Annotated in this window: 14 protein-coding genes; 8 read left to right on the top strand and 6 right to left on the bottom strand. The window is 39.1% G+C overall.

Annotated elements, in window-relative coordinates; all coding sequences use genetic code 11:
* Window positions 1–20 precede the first annotated feature (20 nt).
* On the bottom strand, window positions 21–1,874 hold the full coding sequence (locus ACSLUK_RS03885; RefSeq protein ID WP_448547202.1) for a M1 family metallopeptidase: 1,854 nt from the start codon (window positions 1,872–1,874) through the stop codon (window positions 21–23).
* Window positions 1,875–1,965: 91 nt separating this feature from the next.
* Window positions 1,966–2,832 carry a flagellar protein MotY gene (locus ACSLUK_RS03880; RefSeq protein ID WP_448547201.1) on the bottom strand — a complete coding sequence of 289 codons (867 nt, stop codon included), beginning with the start codon at window positions 2,830–2,832 and terminating at the stop codon, window positions 1,966–1,968.
* A gap of 161 nt (window positions 2,833–2,993) precedes the next feature.
* Between ACSLUK_RS03880 and rnt the strand changes: the two genes are divergently transcribed.
* The gene (gene rnt, locus ACSLUK_RS03875) at window positions 2,994–3,662 is read left to right on the top strand and encodes a ribonuclease T (protein WP_448547200.1); all 669 of its coding nucleotides are present in this window, start codon (window positions 2,994–2,996) and stop codon (window positions 3,660–3,662) included.
* A 529-nt stretch (window positions 3,663–4,191) separates the two neighbouring features.
* Here rnt and ACSLUK_RS03870 read toward each other — a convergent pair.
* Entirely contained in the window at window positions 4,192–4,797 is a 606-nt protein-coding gene (locus tag ACSLUK_RS03870; protein ID WP_448547199.1) for a peroxiredoxin, read from the bottom strand.
* A gap of 120 nt (window positions 4,798–4,917) precedes the next feature.
* A complete protein-coding gene (locus ACSLUK_RS03865; protein WP_448547198.1) occupies window positions 4,918–5,259 on the bottom strand; it encodes a Grx4 family monothiol glutaredoxin in 342 nt (113 codons plus the stop codon).
* Between the two features lie 332 nt (window positions 5,260–5,591).
* On the opposite strand from ACSLUK_RS03865, the gene sodB reads away from it, so the two are divergent.
* From sodB to ACSLUK_RS03845, 4 genes are all read left to right on the top strand, one after another.
* Window positions 5,592–6,173 carry a superoxide dismutase [Fe] gene (gene sodB, locus ACSLUK_RS03860; protein ID WP_448547197.1) on the top strand — a complete coding sequence of 194 codons (582 nt, stop codon included), beginning with the start codon at window positions 5,592–5,594 and terminating at the stop codon, window positions 6,171–6,173.
* A 312-nt stretch (window positions 6,174–6,485) separates the two neighbouring features.
* Window positions 6,486–8,420: a PrkA family serine protein kinase gene (locus ACSLUK_RS03855; RefSeq protein ID WP_448547196.1), complete on the top strand. Its 1,935-nt coding sequence runs from the start codon at window positions 6,486–6,488 to the stop codon at window positions 8,418–8,420.
* 24 nt (window positions 8,421–8,444) lie between these two features.
* On the top strand, window positions 8,445–9,722 hold the full coding sequence (locus tag ACSLUK_RS03850) for a YeaH/YhbH family protein (protein ID WP_448547195.1): 1,278 nt from the start codon (window positions 8,445–8,447) through the stop codon (window positions 9,720–9,722).
* 21 nt (window positions 9,723–9,743) lie between these two features.
* Complete coding sequence (locus tag ACSLUK_RS03845) at window positions 9,744–11,258, top strand: SpoVR family protein (RefSeq protein ID WP_448547194.1); 1,515 nt, start codon at window positions 9,744–9,746, stop codon at window positions 11,256–11,258.
* 34 nt (window positions 11,259–11,292) lie between these two features.
* Here ACSLUK_RS03845 and fadR read toward each other — a convergent pair whose 3' ends face one another.
* Window positions 11,293–12,003, bottom strand: a complete 711-nt coding sequence (fadR, locus tag ACSLUK_RS03840) for a fatty acid metabolism transcriptional regulator FadR (protein WP_448547193.1) — start codon at window positions 12,001–12,003, stop codon at window positions 11,293–11,295.
* 628 nt (window positions 12,004–12,631) lie between these two features.
* On the opposite strand from fadR, the gene nhaB reads away from it, so the two are divergent.
* From nhaB to ACSLUK_RS03825, 3 genes are all read left to right on the top strand, one after another.
* Complete coding sequence (gene nhaB / locus ACSLUK_RS03835) at window positions 12,632–14,218, top strand: sodium/proton antiporter NhaB (RefSeq protein ID WP_448547192.1); 1,587 nt, start codon at window positions 12,632–12,634, stop codon at window positions 14,216–14,218.
* Window positions 14,219–14,342: 124 nt separating this feature from the next.
* Window positions 14,343–14,861, top strand: a complete 519-nt coding sequence (gene dsbB / locus ACSLUK_RS03830) for a disulfide bond formation protein DsbB (protein WP_448547191.1) — start codon at window positions 14,343–14,345, stop codon at window positions 14,859–14,861.
* Between the two features lie 123 nt (window positions 14,862–14,984).
* Window positions 14,985–16,709: an MFS transporter gene (locus tag ACSLUK_RS03825; protein WP_448547190.1), complete on the top strand. Its 1,725-nt coding sequence runs from the start codon at window positions 14,985–14,987 to the stop codon at window positions 16,707–16,709.
* 76 nt (window positions 16,710–16,785) lie between these two features.
* Here the strand turns inward: ACSLUK_RS03825 and ACSLUK_RS03820 are convergent, their stop codons facing one another.
* Window positions 16,786–18,168 (bottom strand): SLC13 family permease, encoded by a 1,383-nt coding sequence (locus tag ACSLUK_RS03820; RefSeq protein ID WP_448547189.1) that lies wholly within the window; start codon window positions 18,166–18,168, stop codon window positions 16,786–16,788.
* Window positions 18,169–18,320: the final 152 nt, after the last annotated feature.

The following is an 18,320-nucleotide window of genomic DNA, read 5'->3' as shown; positions in this document are numbered from 1 at the left end:
TCACTAGTGCTTGTCTGCAACTAGTCTTTATCTAAACCAAGGACACCGTCTACTGTGCCTTGTGCTAATGGATGGTAACCAGGTCTGGCTTCATTATAAACATCCGTTACCCATGCCTTTCGTTCAGGGTCTTCCGCCAGCTTTTTATAAATAGGCACGATCAATTTTCTCCGACCGATAGATTCTAGATACTCAGCGACAGCAGGATAAACTTTCTCGTAACCAGCGCTTAAAGCTAGCATATACCACGCATGGGCAATTTCGGCGTTTGAGCTTTTGGTAAGATTAAATGCCGCGTCTAATGCGTTCATTTTATCAAGCGTTAAGTTTAATGGGAGATTGTTGATGAAATGCAACCATTCGTGCACTGTCCATTGTTGCGTAGGAATATCGCTAATAGTAATTGTATCAGCGACGAAACCATGAATTAACTTATCAATATTTAAAAAAGCATCAGATTTAGGACGTGGCACAAAACTCGGTAGCCCTTGACCATAAATCCACTCATTTAGCTCTTGGTTACTGACAACGCCTGGATGAACGTCTAGTAAATTCTTAGTAACATACTTTACAAACTGTTCAGTACCAATGCTTTGAAATGCATGCTCATCAAAATATTTATTGATGAATGCATCAAACTTTTCTCGACCAAACTTATCTTCCAAGTAAATTAGAAACAACTGACCTTTGGTATAAGGCACACCAGAAAACGCGTCATCCGGATCGCGGCCTTTTAAATCAATATAAAGTTGAGTATCACCGGGCGTGAGTTCTGCAATTTCATAACTAAGTTTTTGAGCATCCAAAGCTTGCTCCATTATTGCTCTATCACGACCAAATACATCTTCCATAATGCGATTTTCAACATAGCTAGTGAAACCTTCGTTTAGCCATAAATCACGCCAGCTTTCATTAGTTACCAAGTTGCCTGACCATGAATGCGCAAGTTCATGAGCAATTAGGTTGACCAAACTTTTATCACCAGCAACAACTGTAGGCGTAATAAAAGACAATCTTGGATTTTCCATACCACCAAATGGAAAGCTAGGCGGAAGAATCAATAGATCGTAACGTCCCCAGCGGTATTCTCCGAAGAGCTTTTCAGTTGAATCAATCATCGCTTGCGTGTCATTAAATTCAGCCACCGAACGATCCAAAATGTATTTCTCAGCATATATGCCTGTTTGCTCACTCATTGCCTTGAATTCTAAATCGCCAACTGCAATTGCAATTAAATAAGGCGGAATGGCCTGTGGCATTGAAAAGAAATAGTCGCCATCTCTGGAAGTTTCAGGTTCATTGTTTGCACTCATAACCGCTAATAGAGATTTCGGCGTATTGATTCGAGCAGTATATGTCATGCGCACACTGGGTGTATCTTGAATAGGGATCCAAGAACGCGCATGAATTGCCTGATTTTGGCTAAACATAAAAGGATGGGTTTTACCGGCAGTCTGATTAGGTGTTAACCATTGTAACCCTGAGGCTTTTTCTGTTGAACGGTAATAAATACGCAAAGCTTCAACTTGTGTTTTAGTATCTACAGTTAATTTTGCACCTAATACGTCGTCTCTTGCTGCCAGCGTATGACCTACAGGATACCAAGTACCACTTTTCCTTTTTGCCAGTACCTTATCGATAACAAGATCGCGGGTATCCAGTACAACAGGTACCGGTTGCGAAGTTTGCCAATTCAGTGACAATTCGGCAAAACCATCAAGTGACTTTTCTTCAAAGTTAACACTTAGGTCTAAATATAAATGGCTAACTTTTACTTCATCATAATTTGCATAAGTGTATACATCATTTACTTTTGCATACGCTGTATGCGTAATAAATACTAACGCTGCTGCTAACTTATATACCAGCTTCATAAATTTTCCCCATAAAAAAATAGGTCTGTAGCTTATGCTAAGCGACAGACCTATTCAACTGTATATTGTATGTGATTTCTTAATTAAAAACTTATGGCTTATCCATTCTAATAACAACGCGACGGTTTTTAGCGCGACCTAAAACTGTGTCGTTTGACGCAACGTGACGCTTTTCACCGTAGCCAGTAGAATCAATCAAGCTTGGCTCTACGCCATTGTTTACAAAATATTGCTTAATCTGATCAGCACGTTTTTTCGACATTTTCATGTTGGTATCTCTACCACCATAACTGTCGGTATAGCCATCGATTAGTACTAAGTCTAATTCAGGATCTAAACTCAAATATTCAAGTATCATCGCAATGCGTCGACGCGATGCTTTGGTGAGTTTGTCACTACCAAATTCGTAATTAAGCACCGTGTATTGAATATCTTCAAAGCTATAATTCAAAAGGTTACCAACGCAGCTGACAAACTCGTTATAGGCTTTTTGAAATCTAGCAGTAGACAAACCAACAGAAATCTTGTCGTTATCGTTATACCAGTCATCGTAATAAAATGTTGGACTCATCCCCTGCTCTAGTTCACTCAGCATAGTCCAAGCAACTTTCTTTGAAAGGCCTGGGGAAAACTGTCTGTGCAACTTCATATCAGCTAAAGTACGACCCGGAGTTCCTGGTCGCCACTTAGGCGCTACTGAGCGAACTTTTGATAACGAGTAAGTATCGGGTAGACGCAACATGTCCAATTCAAATTCCATATTCATGTTGCGATTTGCCGTACTATAAAATTTGGCTTCGCCATAATTAGGGATTTGATGAGAAAGCGTGCAAGCCAAGCGAGAATTTTGACTTAATTGCCACTGAGAATTTTCAAGATCAGCGCTATATTGCCGCATACCAGCATAGCTGCTGCAAGCAAACAACGAACATAACAAATAGGTCAGTGATTTCTTCATATCAATGCTCAACGATTCGAACTACTTATTAGATATCGGCACGGCGTTGTTTAACTTTAACAATTTATTCCAAATTTTTACAGTGTATTGGACATAGTGTTAGCTATGTTTTTCTGAGATAATGGCAAAAATTGACGTTTAATTTATCCAAGTTACGATTTATGCCTGAAAATACGACAGTGGCGAAACAAGAACCTGCTACCAACACATCATTTGCAACAAGATTTAGAGGGTACTTCCCAGTGGTAATTGATGTTGAAACTGCGGGGTTCAATGCACAAACTGATGCCTTACTCGAAATAGCCGCCACAACACTTTCGTTTGATGAACAAACGCAGTGTTTTAGTTTGGATGAAACCATACAATTCAATGTAGAACCATTTGAAGGTGCTAACCTTGAACCTGCTGCACTGGATTTTACTGGCATCGACCCAAGCAATCCATTGCGTGGTGCAGTTGACGAAAAAGAAGCACTAACAGAAATATTTAAGCTTGTGCGCAAGAAAATGAAACTAGCAGGATGTCAACGTGCGGTTATGGTGGCACATAATGCTTCCTTTGATTTGGGATTTGTAAACGCAGCAACTGAAAGAGCAAATATTAAACGTTCACCGTTTCACCCATTTGTTAGCTTTGATACAACGACATTGTCTGGTCTCGCGTTAGGACAAACTGTTTTAGCCAAAGCCTGTGAGGCCGCAAATATCGAATTTTGTAACAAAGAAGCGCACTCTGCGCTCTACGATACAGAAAAGACCGCAGAACTCTTTTGCTATATCGTTAATAAATGGCAAGCGTTAGGCGGTTGGCCACTTCATTCAATGGATTAAGCTGAAATTTTATACCAAGCTAAACTTTGATTTTCATTAAAAATGTATAGTTTGTCTATTACGGTTTGCATGACGACACATAATGTTGCGTAAACCGTACACGCACCAAGTAAATGCGAAAAACTGAATAACTTCCTGATCTACAATTATTATCAGTAAAATTCCAAGTCCGATATAACCGTAAGGCAAATATTCGTATATTACCTCTGGTAGAACTTCTTTAGTTGAATGCAAATTCCGTTTGTCTCTCCTTCTCCTGGCAGATCTCGCCACTAATGTAATACAAGCTGCACAATAAAATATTATCCCCGAAAAGATATATAACCCCCCATTCCCCAATATCACTAAGCCACCGCTAATAACAAAATAAAAACTAGGTAAATTTTCATACAGTCTTTCGGGAAAATACACAGCTCGTCCTTTTTCACGCAATAGTTCTACAAGCTTAGACCATGAAATTAGCAGTTGTCGAATTTCAGGTAAAAAAAAGCCGCTTTATCAGCGGCTTAATTATAAATTTGGATACAGATTATAAGCTTTCAGCGTTATCTGTAAGGTAAGAAGCAACACCGTCTGGTGATGCTGTCATACCTTTGTCACCTTTATTCCAGCCAGCAGGACATACTTCGCCGTGCTCTTGGTGGAATTGTAACGCATCAACCATACGCAACATTTCGTCAACGTTACGGCCTAATGGTAAGTCATTTACTACTTGATGACGTACATTGCCTTCTTCGTCGATTAAGAATGAACCACGGAAAGCTACACCAGCTTCTGGGTGCTCTACATCGTATGCTTGACAGATTTCATGCTTTACATCTGCAACTAAGGTGTACTGAACCGGGCCAATACCACCTTCGTTAACAGGTGTGTTACGCCATGCATTGTGAGAAAATTGAGAGTCGATAGAAACACCGATAACTTCAACACCACGGCTCTTGAATTCTTCCATGCGATGGTCAAATGCAATTAACTCTGAAGGGCAAACGAAAGTGAAGTCAAGTGGATAGAAAAATACAACAGCTTTCTTACCTTTGATTGCTTCTGATAATGTGAAGCTATCAACAATCTCACCGCTACCTAAAACTGCTGCTGCTGTAAAATCCGGAGCAGGACGACCTACTAATACACTCATTTTGTTCTCCAATTAAAATTGTGATTATTTATTTGTCTTGTTCAATACCATCATAGTATTGGTTTTAAATTTGATAATTCAATACTGAATCGAAAGAAAAAACTGAATAGCGCTAACTGGCTATTCAGCTTCATTTGAATCTGCGTGCTTCGCTGCAGATTCTTTGATCAAGTTTTGCAATTCACCTTGTTGGTACATTTCTAATATAATGTCACAACCACCAATCAACTCACCGTCTACCCATAATTGTGGGAAAGTTGGCCAATCTGCATAAGCCGGTAGTTCGGCTCGAATGTCTGGGTTTTGTAAAATGTCAACGTAAGCAAACTTTTCACCACATGCCATTAATGCCTGTGATGCTTGAGAAGAAAAGCCACAGCTTGGTAATTTAGGTGAACCTTTCATGTATAACAAAATGTTGTTTTCAGCAATTTGTTGCTTAATACGCTCTATCGTATCCATCTTTAACCTCTAATTTAATGCTTGTTAGCTAAAATATGTAGACTAATAGTCAAAATTTCAATGCTCAAAGCATTATTAATAATAAATTTTTCATATATTAAAACCTTTATACCAATTTGACTCACAATTTTGTCTTTTTTGTCACTCTAAGCAAAAAAATTGTGAACCAACTTAGTATTCAACTTGATAATTACACTGGCAATACCCATATTTTTGAGTAAACTATGCAAGGTTTTAAATACCTGAGTATTTTACTTGGTTTTTAATAAAAACAAACTATCTTTTTATTTTTGGGCAAAAATAAAATTTTCTAATAATTCTTGGAGAAAATAATGGCTATCGAATTACCAGCTCTACCATATGAAAAAAATGCTTTAGAACCGCACATTTCAGCAGAAACTCTTGAATATCATTATGGTAAGCACCACAACACTTACGTAGTTAAGCTTAATGGCTTAATTGAAGGTACTGAATTTGAAGGTAAATCATTAGAAGATATCGTTAAGTCTTCTTCTGCTGGCATTTTCAACAACGCTGCACAAATTTGGAACCATACTTTCTACTGGAACAGCTTAAGCCCTAATGGCGGCGGCGAGCCAACTGGTGCGTTAGCTGATGCAATCAACGCTTCATTTGGTTCTTTCGCAGAATTCAAAGCAAAATTCACTGACAGTGCAATTAACAACTTCGGTTCTAGCTGGACTTGGTTAGTTAAAAACGCTGATGGTAGTTTAGCTATCGTTAATACATCAAATGCTGCTACACCATTAACAGAAGAAGGCGTTACCCCGTTACTAACAGTAGATCTATGGGAACACGCATACTACATCGATTACCGTAACTTGCGTCCAAACTACATGGAAGCATTTTGGGCACTTGCTAACTGGGATTTTGCTGCTACTAACTTCAGCTAATCACAGACAATGTCTCATTCAAAAAGCCAAGGCATTCGCCTTGGTTTTTTTTGGTTTCAAACATCATATTTTTTCTATCATTTATCACGCCTAAAAGTTCAATCATCCATATTTTTGAAAAAATATAATGATCATCCCCTTTAATTCAATGTTGTGAATATCCCTGTCGAAATTCAAAAACGCGCTTAGACAAAAAACAAATTATTTCATTATTTTTCAACCAAGTTACCAAATAACAACTAAGCTTATTAATAGACATCCAATTTTTCCGGTCTAAATAAATAGACACCTAAAATTTTTTAGGAGGCGTTCATGAGCATTTTTCAACATTACCAGTCTCGATATGACGAAGCACAAGAAGAACGTTATACGATTCAGGAATTTTTAGCGATATGTCAACAAGACAGATATGCCTATGCCAGTGCAGCTGAAAGGTTACTAAAAGCTATTGGCGAACCAGAAATGGTAGATACTTCAACAGAGCCAAGATTGAGTCGAATATTTTCAAATCGCGTTATTGCTCGTTACCCCGCATTTAAAGAATTCTTTGGCATGGAAGAGGCTATCGAACAAATCGTTAGCTATTTAAAACATGCCTCGCAAGGGCTAGAAGAGAAAAAACAAATTCTGTATTTACTTGGCCCAGTTGGTGGCGGTAAATCTTCGTTGGCTGAAAAACTTAAAGCGCTAATGCAAAAAGAACCAATTTATGTACTTAGTGTCAACGGTGTACGTTCTCCCGTAAATGATCATCCTTTCTGTCTATTTGATGCAAATTCTGATGGTAAAATACTGCAAGATGAATACAACATCCCTGCGCGGTATTTAAATACCATCATGTCTCCTTGGGTTGCCAAACGCCTGCATGAGTTCAAAGGCGACATTGCCAAATTTGAAGTTGTAAAAGTATACCCTTCAATTCTTGATCAAATAGCCGTGGCAAAAACAGAACCTGGCGACGACAATAACCAAGACATTTCTGCCTTAGTCGGTAAAGTGGATATTCGACAACTTGAGCACTACGCACAAAATGATCCAGACGCCTATAGCTATTCAGGCGCGCTGTGCCGAGCGAACCAAGGCTTAATGGAATTTGTTGAAATGTTCAAAGCCCCGATTAAAGTTTTACACCCATTATTAACCGCTACGCAAGAAGGCAACTACAACCCAACTGAAGGGTTATCTGCACTACCATTCGACGGAATTTTGCTTGCGCATTCAAACGAATCTGAGTGGCAAACATTTAGAAACAACAAGAATAATGAAGCTTTCTTAGATCGAGTATATATCGTTAAAGTACCTTACTGTATGCGTATGTCAGAAGAAGTGAACATTTATAAGAAACTATTACAAAATAGTGAATTAGTTGACGCTCAATGCGCACCTGACACGCTAGAAATTTTGGCACAGTTTTCCGTGCTATCACGACTAAAAGATCCTGAGAACTCCAGCATTTATTCTAAGATGCGTGTTTATGATGGTGAAAGTCTCAAAGATACCGATCCAAAAGCTAAGTCTTATCAGGAATATAGAGACTATGCAGGTATCGAAGAAGGCATGTCCGGTTTATCTACGCGATTTGCCTTCAAAATATTGTCACGTGTATTTAACTTCGATCACTTAGAGGTCGCAGCAAACCCCGTGCATTTGTTCTATGTTTTAGAGCAACAGATTGAACGTGAACAGTTGCCCAAAGAAACATCTGATCGTTATTTAGAATTTATCAAAGAGTATTTAACTCCACAGTATATCGACTTCATTGGTAAAGAAATTCAAACGGCCTACTTAGAGTCTTATTCTGAATATGGACAGAACATCTTCGATCGCTACGTTACCTATGCTGATTTTTGGATACAAGATCAAGAATATCGCGATGCAGAAACTGGCCAGCTGTTCGACAGAGAAGCACTTAACAACGAGCTAGAGAAAATCGAAAAACCAGCAGGCATTAGTAATCCAAAAGATTTCCGCAATGAAATTGTCAATTTTGTTTTACGTGCAAAAGCTAACAATAACGGCAAGAACCCCAATTGGACTAGTTACGAAAAGCTGCGCACAGTTATCGAGAAGAAAATGTTTTCTAACACAGAAGATTTACTCCCTGTTATATCTTTCAACACGAAAACATCTACAGACGATCAACAAAAACATGATGATTTTGTTGAACGTATGATGACCAAAGGCTATACCAAGAAACAAGTTCGATTGCTATCAGAGTGGTACTTACGCGTTAGAAAATCTTCATAAGTTGTAGCTTGAGGAGGTCATTTGATGGCGAATTTTATCGACAGACGACTGAATAGTAAAAATAAGAGCACTGTCAACCGTCAACGATTTATACGCCGCTATAAACAGCAGATTAAGAAATCTGTTGAACAGGCGGTGAATAAACGTGGTGTTACGGATGTTGATAGCGGTGAAAATATTTCGATTGCCCGAAAGGATTTAAGCGAACCAATTTTTCATCAAGGCCAAGGTGGTATCAAAGACCGCGTTCACCCTGGTAATGATCAATTTACGGCAGGAGACAAGATTAAACGACCACCGCAATGCCAAGGGCAAGGAAGTGGCCAAGGGGATGCAAGTAATTCTGGTGAAGGTGAAGATGACTTTGTCTTTTCTATATCTAAAGATGAATATCTCAATCTGTTATTTGAAGATTTGGAACTTCCTAACCTAGAAAAAAACCAACTAGACAAGCTGGTTGACTACAAAACCGTACGTGCGGGATTCTGCTCAGAGGGCGTCCCTGCCAATATCGATATTGTTAAATCGCTACAAGGATCAATCGCAAGGCGTATAGCAATGACGTCAAGCAAACGCCGTGAATTAAGAGAGCTACTACGTCGTTTAGAAGAATTGGACAATGGTCAACATGAAAATACTAAGGAGCGCAAACAACTATTGCGCGATATAGAAGAGCTTAAAGCGAACATTAACAAAGTCCCCTTTATCGACACTTTTGATTTACGATTTAGAAATTATGCCAAGGAACCAGTACCAACTTCTAAAGCAGTAATGTTTTGTTTAATGGACGTTTCAGGTTCAATGGACCAAGCCACCAAAGATATCGCTAAACGATTTTACATTCTATTGTACTTGTTCTTAACGCGAACATATAAAACGATAGATGTGGTTTATATTCGACACCATACTCAAGCCAAAGAGGTGGATGAACAGGAATTTTTCTACTCCCAAGAAACTGGCGGTACCATAGCTTCAAGTGCGTTAGAGTTAATGTCCAAAATTGTGAAAGACAGGTATAACCCACGGGAGTGGAATATTTATGGTGCTCAAGCGTCAGACGGTGACAATTGGGCAGATGATTCACCCCACTGTAAAAAAATCTTACTTGAGGAGTTATTGCCACAATCTAGGTATTTCGCCTATATTGAAATCACTCAGCGCGCACATCAAACACTTTGGCAGCAGTATTTACAAGTTGGGGAAGTTTGTCCTCATTTCGCAATGCAACACATCAAATCTGTTGAAGACATATACCCTGTCTTTAGAGAATTATTTAAAAAGAACGCTCACCAAGCGGCTTAGTGGAATTAGTAAGGAGACGTTATGGCAAAGCGAAAACCTCTATCAGATTGTGCTGATTGGACATTCGACTTATTAGACAAATATCAAGCCGAAATTGCCCGTGTGGCCGAGCATTACAAATTAGACACTTATACCAACCAAATTGAAGTTATTACCGCCGAGCAAATGATGGATGCATATGCCAGTGTTGGTATGCCTATTGGCTACAACCATTGGTCATTCGGGAAAAAGTTCATTCATACTGAACAAACATATAAGCGCGGGCAAATGGGTCTGGCTTACGAGATTGTTATCAATTCAGATCCTTGTATTTCTTATTTGATGGAAGAAAATTCAATGACGATGCAAGCGCTCGTGATGGCTCATGCATGTTATGGACACAATTCATTCTTCAAAGGGAACTATCTGTTCAAATCATGGACAGATGCTAGTTCAATTATCGATTACTTATTATTTGCTAAAAATTACATTGCCGAGTGTGAGCACAAATTTGGTATTGAAGAGGTTGAGAATTGTTTAGATGCTTGTCATGCATTAATGAATCACGGTGTTGACCGTTATAAACGTCCACAAAAAATATCGCTTGAACAGGAGCTGGAGCGTCAAAAAAGTCGAGAAGAATACTTGCAATCTCAAGTGAACACCTTGTGGCGTACACTGCCTAGCAGAGACAAGAAAAAAGGCAAAAAACCAAAATCATTTCCAAAAGAACCCCAAGAAAACATTCTCTATTTCATAGAAAAAAATGCGCCACTGTTAAAGCCTTGGCAGCGAGAAATTGTTCGTATTGTTCGGAAAGTGTCTCAGTATTTTTATCCGCAAAAGCAAACACAAGTCATGAACGAGGGTTGGGCATGTTTCTGGCACTACACGATCTTGAATCACTTGTATGATGAAGGGTTAGTTACCGATCAGTTCATGATGGAGTTCTTACACAGTCACACCAATGTTGTTGCCCAGCCTAGCTATAACAGCCCATATTATTCTGGCATAAATCCCTATGCCCTCGGGTTTAATATGTTTATTGATCTACGAAGAATTTGTGAAAACCCCACAGATGAAGACAAAGAATGGTTTCCTGACATAGCCGGTAGTGATTGGTTAGAAACAGTACATTTTGCCATGAAGAACTTTAAGGATGAGAGTTTTATCAGCCAGTTTTTATCGCCAAAACTTATGCGTGATTTTAAGTTATTCCACATACATGATAACGTGGCCAATAATTTCATAGAAGTGTCGGCGATTCATGATGGCAAAGGCTACCGTCAAATAAGAAACACACTCTCTAACCAATATAACTTAAGCAATCTAGAAGCTAATATTCAGATTATTAGTGCCGATATTGAAGGCGACCGCTCATTAACACTTAAATATACACCTCACCAAGGTGTACCACTTGCAGACTCGAAAGATGAAGTATTAAAACACCTACATTACCTGTGGCAGTTTGATATACGCATGGTACAAGAAAATAATGAAGGTGAGATTGAGGTAATTGGCGAATGCCCAGTAAAACCTAAAAAGGCAAGCGAATAGCGCTTGCCTTGTTATCTAATTACTTTGTAGTTCGTTATTCAGATAGCTCCTTAAGCACATCTTCTTTTAATTCTGACCACAATTTACCCGATTCAACACCATATTTACGTACGGCAAATACAGATTCATCAAATTTATTTTGTTTGGCAAGTTCGATTAATTTGTTGTAATAATCTCTAGAAACTTCACGGCCTTTAGGGTGTGAAAAATACAAACTACCTAGACGAGAGTACAACCCCCTAAAGCCGTTTAAGATTAACAAGTAAATTGAATTGCCAGAGGCTACTACCAATTCTTTATTTAGCTGATAATCAAAATCTGCAAACGCTTCACCTGTATCTTCTATTTCATGATGCTTACTCAGGAGCTCAATCGCTTTTTCAGGATTATTCTTTAGCGCACCACGCACATAAATTGCGCTAATATTGGTTCGCGCTGACATTAAGTTATCAACTAGTTCTGGAATTCCTTCATGATCTAACTGAGCAAGAGTTTCAAGGATATTCAGACCCGAAGTTTCCCAAAAATTATTCACACGTGTAGGTTTACCATGCTTAATGGTTAACCAGCCATCACGGGCTAGTCGTTGTAACACTTCTCTTAACGTTGTGCGAGTCACACCGATTAATTCTGACAATTCTCGTTCAGCTGGCAAAATAGAACCTGGGGGGAAACCTCCGTTCCAAATAGACTCAACTATATATTGTTCAGCAAATCCAGCAGGACTATGAGCTTTAATGACCATGCGACTCCACATTGATGTTATTTTAAAATTCAAACTGATTGTACCAGAAGAAAATTTTGGCACAAGCATGTCACGCAAAACGATAGGCACAACGTATAAGGTCGTCGCATCAGAGCCACAATATCTTATATTGATGTAAAACTGAAGTTCATCAGCACAAACTAAACTTTAAGCGACTGTCGTATCGAAAACATATGTAAAAAGATCATACACGACTGCAATGAAGTTGATCTAAAGCAAAGAATTGAACCTGTGATTTTACAATAATTTCGTCATTGAATTAGCATCCGCAAGCGTGCAGTTTGGAGGCTTTATGTATTCATCGTCTTAATCGCTACAATCTACTTAATTTGGCTATATTTCCCGGTAGCTTATAATACAAAAAACTTATGCTACAAATCGTTAATGACATCAATGAATTCTTATTTTATTCATTGGGCTAAATGAGGATGTTACTACGATATTGCAATTTAATTGCAAATTTTAGTATGTTCTTATACAAATGGATTATAATTTACAAGGAATGTGATTATGCTTAAACTACTGTGAAATATTAATAAAAACCAACGTCAATATTAATAGCAATATTAATGTAAGACATAATAAATAACCGACAATAAGGTTTATCATGCAACAGACATATTCAGGTGCGCTTTATAGCAATTTCTTAGGGTCATCACCCAATTGGTACAAACTCGCGATTATCGCATTTCTTATTATTAACCCAATACTGTTTTTCTTTATAAGTCCCTATGTTGCAGGTTGGGCACTCGTATTAGAGTTTATTTTCACGCTTGCAATGGCATTGAAATGCTATCCTCTCCAACCTGGTGGCCTACTGGCAATTGAAGCGGTTGCCATTGGCATGACGACTCCATACCAAGTGCTTCATGAACTTACACTAAACCTAGAAGTTATTTTATTGCTTATCTTCATGGTTGCAGGTATTTATTTCATGAAGAATCTGTTGCTATTTTTGTTTACTAAGATAGTAACTAAAGTAAAGTCTAAAACAATGGTTTCCCTACTGTTCTGTTTTGCTAGTGCATTTCTTTCTGCATTCTTAGATGCGTTAACAGTAATTGCGGTCATCATCAGTGTTGCAGTGGGCTTTTACTCTGTGTATCACAAAGTAGCCTCCGGTGCCGATAGAGGCGCTGATCACGATCATACATCTGACCACGAAGTAGCCGAATATTCTCGCGAAGATTTACAAGCATTCAGAAACTACTTACGCAATTTGCTTATGCATGCAGGTGTCGGTACTGCGCTTGGTGGCGTTTGTACAATTGTTGGTGAGCCACAAAACCTTATTATTGGCCAACAAGCTGGATGGGACTTCATCGAGTTTGCCATTCGCATGTCGCCAGTTACAGCACCAGTATTAGTTGCTGGTTTAATTACTTGTGTGCTACTCGAGAAACTTAAATGGTTTAGCTATGGCGCTGTGTTACCAAATAGTGTTCGTAAAGTATTAAACGACTTTGATGAACAGCAAACCAAAGAACGTACGAGAAAAGACAACGCTAAATTAATTGCTCAAGGTATTGTTGGCATTTGGTTGATCATCGGCTTGGCATTGCATTTAGCTGCTGTTGGTTTGATCGGTTTAACCGTTATTATTTTAGCGACATCATTTACTGGTGTAACAGAAGAACACCAAATTGGACATGCTTTTGAAGAAGCACTACCTTTCACTGCCCTACTAGCCGTATTTTTTGCAGTCGTCGCGGTAATTATTGATCAACAGCTATTCACACCAGTTATTACTTGGGTACTAACATTTGAAGGCAATATGCAGTTAGTTATGTTTTATTTAGCTAATGGCTTCTTGTCTATGGTGAGTGATAATGTATTCGTTGGTACGGTCTATATTACTGAAATACAAAAAGCTCTAACGGCAGGTCAAATTACCCGTGACCAGTTTGACTTATTGGCAGTTGCAATCAATACCGGTACTAACTTACCAAGTGTAGCTACACCAAATGGACAAGCAGCATTCCTATTCTTGCTGACTTCAGCGTTAGCACCGTTAATTAGACTATCATACGGTCGTATGGTTTACATGGCGCTCCCTTATACAATCGTCTTAACAATTGTAGGCTTGCTAACTATATATTCCGGTTTGCTCGAGTCAAAAACACAAGAGTTTTACGAGATGGGTATTATCAGCCATCACACAGCTGATAGCGCTGCGCCTGCAAATCACCACTAGTATTTGCAGAATTAAATAAAAATTTACAGTTAAAAAGCGCCCTTTTGGGCGCTTTTTGTTTATTAACTGTTATAAGGCTGCTAAATTACGGCATAAATTTTTAGTGACACATATAGGATGTATTTTGAAGTTACTCAGTAACCTATGTACCAATACAAAGGCATGGCAACTACTCGCTGTTAGCGCACTTGGATTAGAATTAACTGCGCTCTATTTTCAATATGTTATGGATCTAGCTCCGTGCATCATGTGTATCTATCAGCGCGTTGCCATTTGGTCGATTTTCTTGGCCGGTGTCGTTGGTTCTATCGCCCATCAAAATGTATTTGGCAGAATTGCCGCCTACGCGTTACTTGGTACAGGCGCTATTTGGGGACTACTCATCGCTATTGAGCATGTCGAAATGCAAACCTCTACAATGGCATTTTTATTTTCTTGCGAAATCGTACCAAATTTTCCAAGTTGGGCACCGCTACACGATTGGATACCTGCACTTTTCGCAGCAACTGGCGATTGTGGAGTTATCAGTTGGCAGTTTCTTGGCTATAGCATGCCGCAATGGATGATAGTTGTTTATGTTATATATACTGCAATATTTTCAACGGTCCTTTTATCGCGACTTTATGACAAAAAAATGTTCTAACGCCAAGTTACTGCTTAGCTAAGTTGGCGTTCAAATAACAAATAGGCAAATTGGCGATATTCCGATTTGCTTATTTTTTTAACTTACGATAAATTGCATACAATATACTCAAAATAAAAATAAATGAATATGCAACGATCTAAATTCCCCAGCGCTTTCTACATTGCTAATACCATGGAAATTTTTGAACGATTAGCTTGGTATGGCTTTTTTACCGTTTCTTCCTTGTATATGACAAGCCCAAAGACCCAAGGAGGGCTAGGATTCTCTGATATTGAGCGAGGTTTTTTACAAGGCATTATTCCGTTCATGCTTTATTTACTTCCGGTTATTACAGGTGCTCTAGCAGACCGTTATGGTTATAGGCGCATGTTTATTCTTTCATTCGTCATTATGACCCCCTCGTATTTTATGCTAGGTCAAGTAGAGTCTTTCTGGTCATTTTGTCTTGTTTTCATGTTAGTCGCGCTCGGCGCTGCCCTATTTAAACCCCTAGTCGTTGGAACAGTTGGAAGAGTAACAGATGACTCTAACCGTGGCCTGGGATTCGGTATTTTTTATACGATGGTTAACATAGGTGGTTTCTTAGGACCACTAATAGCAGGTTACGTAAGAATTATTGGGTGGGACATGGTGTTTGTCATGTCTGCATTATGGATTGCAGTAAACTTTATTCCCGGAATTTTTTTCTTTAAAGAACCTGTAGCGATAGAAGATTCAAAAAACAAATCATTGTCTACAGTCTTGCATGAAGCTCAATTAGTACTAGGGAATGGCAGACTAGCGCTTCTCGTAATTCCTATCATCATACTGCTAATGTTATCGGCTAAAGTTGGCCTGACACTCACTAATATCCTGTCATTTATTATTGGCTGGGTAATCTTAAATTTAGTGTGGGATCGAATTTTTACTCATGACAATGCTAGCAAATGGTACACGAGTCCAATCAAAGTAGGTAACAAAGCATTTTTAAGTTATTTGTTAATTTTAACCGGATTTTGGACAATGTACTTGCAGGTGTTTATAACGACCCCGTTATACATTAGAGACTTTGTTAATACACAAGATGCTGTTATTTGGCTGCAGCAATATTTTCCTAGCACCGTAGATTTTTTAGCCGCAGTTAACAAAGAGTTTTTAGTTGAATTCTTGAATACTCAACTCACTTCGCAACTGTGGTTAAGTGAGCAAGGCCTTCAAACACTTTATACTGAACTTGTTAGTTTAAAGGTAATGGTGCCTCAAAATGATATCTTAATTGGTTTTACATTATTGGCTAATCAAAGTACAACGTCAGCTGAATTAGCGCAGCAATGGATAACACAATATAGACAAATTAACCCTGAATTTATTATCAATATCGACTTCGCAGCGATTATTTTATTTCAATTGTTCATCAGTCATATTTGTAAAGGTCGCAGCCCTATTCCAGTCATCGTTGTCGGCACTTGCATCATCGCAGGTTCATTCTTAGTTGGTGGCCTAGCACATGGAGCTGCCATTGGCGGTGCTATCATTTGTAGCTCAATTTTCTTATTTGCCGTTGGTGAAATGGTTGCATCGCCAAAAAGCCACGAGTATGTAGCCGCATTGGCGCCTAAAGAGCACACCGCGATGTATATGGGCTATTTCTTCGTATCCATGGCGCTTGGTAATTTATTTGCTGGCCTGCTTTCAGGTTGGAGCTATAGTTATTTTGCTAAAGATCTCAATAGCCCGATGATGTTGTGGGGTTTTTTCGCTGGCATCGGATTAATAAGTGGTGCAATGCTGCTGATACTCAACAGCTATTGGTTACCTAAATGGCGTAAAGAACAGCATCAATCATTGTCGTTAGCGACAGAATAAAGAAACGATTGTTCCATAAAAAAAGCGACCAAATTACTATGTGGTCGCTTTTTTTAGGTGCAATCACTTGCTGTTATTAGTGTGCAAGCAACGCGTAACAAATTAGCGCAATTATCACAGCCACCGTAAAAGATAATATCGCCCCTTCTTTTACCATGTCCTTAATTTCAATTTTTCCAGTACCGTACGCTATAGCGTTGGGCGCTGTTGCAACAGGAAGCATAAAGGCACAACTTGCGCATATGGCTGCTGGGATCATGAATAATTCAGGTGGGTGCCCAGAAGAAATGGCAGCTACGGCAAGAATTGGCATTAATAGTGTTGCAGTGGCAGTGTTACTGGTAATCTCTGTTAAATAGGTCACCACTAAACAAATGGTTAATATCATCAGAATCCCCGGTAAGTTAGACAACGAAGTTAACCAATCACCTAATATGTCACTCAGTCCCGACGCAACAAAACCCTTTGCAATCGCAATACCACCGGCAAATAGTAATAGCATTCCCCATGGAATTTGTTTTGCACTATCCCAGTCAAGAATTCGTGATCCTTTACCGTTTGGTACGATAAACATGAGTACTACAGACGCAAGTGCTACCGTACTGTCACCCGCATTTGGCACGCCAAACAACTCGCTCCAACCACCGAATGGTTCTTTACGTGTTATCCACGCTATCGCCGTTAATCCAAAAATAATTAATGTCCGTTTTTCTTCCTTACGCCATTTGCCCAATGCAGGTAATTGAATTTTTTGCGTTAAGTGAATGTTTCTTGTCAGCCACAAAGCGATTAGTGGTACAACAACTAACACGATAGGAACACCGATTTTCATCCAGCTCAAGAAACTAAATTCTTTGCCGGTGTGTTCTTCATAAATCCCCATAAAAATAACATTAGGCGGCGTGCCTATTGGCGTGCCAATCCCCCCAACACTTGCGGCATAAGCAATACCTAAAATTAACGCTACCGACAGCCGCTTGTTGTCAACATGCGCTAATATTGCGAGTGCTATGGGTAGCATAATTAGCGTGGTTGCTGTATTTGAAATCCACATACTCAATATTGCTGACGCCATCATGAACCCCAATACCAATCTGCGGGCACTTTTCACGCCGACCAATCTCACCATGTAAACGGCGAGCCTTTCATGTGTTCCGCTCTTTTCAATTGCTTTTGACAACATAAACGCGCCCATTAGCAATAAGATCACATGGCTACCGAGTGCAGACGCGGCAGTTTTGTGATCGAGAACGCCAAATAATGGCAATAAGGCAAATGGTACCAATGATGTTGCCGGGATTGGGATGGCTTCTGTTACCCACCAAATAACGGTAAGGATAGTTATTGCTGCTGCAATAGCTGGTTGTTGTGCTAAGCCAGTTGTAGTTAATCCCCAATAGCTTATCAATGCAATGAGTGGCGCGAGCCATAAAAAATGTGATTTTGTTAGACGTATCATATTATTATTTTCTTTGTTTAGAGAGTCTTGTTGTATGAGCTGAAAATTTCATTTCACTTGCGCACGTTGTGGTCGCAGTTCTAAGAATGCAGTAACAAATTTGAGCATTGCCCTCGCGTCCTACTTTCGTTCATCTTTCCTCCAAAAAGGCA

It is taken from the genome of Thalassotalea fusca, assembly GCF_053485835.1.
The sequence above is the reverse complement of the archived record's forward strand: the minus strand, read 5'-3'. Positions and strand labels throughout refer to the sequence as shown.

Excerpts from the sequence above, each read along its gene's own strand:
- ACSLUK_RS03885 (WP_448547202.1), bottom strand. The coding sequence starts at position 1,874 with ATGAAGCTGGTATATAAGTTAGCAGCAGCGTTAGTATTTATTACGCAT.
- ACSLUK_RS03880 (WP_448547201.1), bottom strand. The coding sequence starts at position 2,832 with ATGAAGAAATCACTGACCTATTTGTTATGTTCGTTGTTTGCTTGCAGC.
- rnt (WP_448547200.1), top strand. The coding sequence starts at position 2,994 with ATGCCTGAAAATACGACAGTGGCGAAACAAGAACCTGCTACCAACACA.
- ACSLUK_RS03870 (WP_448547199.1), bottom strand. The coding sequence starts at position 4,797 with ATGAGTGTATTAGTAGGTCGTCCTGCTCCGGATTTTACAGCAGCAGCA.
- ACSLUK_RS03865 (WP_448547198.1), bottom strand. The coding sequence starts at position 5,259 with ATGGATACGATAGAGCGTATTAAGCAACAAATTGCTGAAAACAACATT.
- sodB (WP_448547197.1), top strand. The coding sequence starts at position 5,592 with ATGGCTATCGAATTACCAGCTCTACCATATGAAAAAAATGCTTTAGAA.
- ACSLUK_RS03855 (WP_448547196.1), top strand. The coding sequence starts at position 6,486 with ATGAGCATTTTTCAACATTACCAGTCTCGATATGACGAAGCACAAGAA.
- ACSLUK_RS03850 (WP_448547195.1), top strand. The coding sequence starts at position 8,445 with ATGGCGAATTTTATCGACAGACGACTGAATAGTAAAAATAAGAGCACT.
- ACSLUK_RS03845 (WP_448547194.1), top strand. The coding sequence starts at position 9,744 with ATGGCAAAGCGAAAACCTCTATCAGATTGTGCTGATTGGACATTCGAC.
- fadR (WP_448547193.1), bottom strand. The coding sequence starts at position 12,003 with ATGGTCATTAAAGCTCATAGTCCTGCTGGATTTGCTGAACAATATATA.
- nhaB (WP_448547192.1), top strand. The coding sequence starts at position 12,632 with ATGCAACAGACATATTCAGGTGCGCTTTATAGCAATTTCTTAGGGTCA.
- ACSLUK_RS03825 (WP_448547190.1), top strand. The coding sequence starts at position 14,985 with ATGAATATGCAACGATCTAAATTCCCCAGCGCTTTCTACATTGCTAAT.
- ACSLUK_RS03820 (WP_448547189.1), bottom strand. The coding sequence starts at position 18,168 with ATGATACGTCTAACAAAATCACATTTTTTATGGCTCGCGCCACTCATT.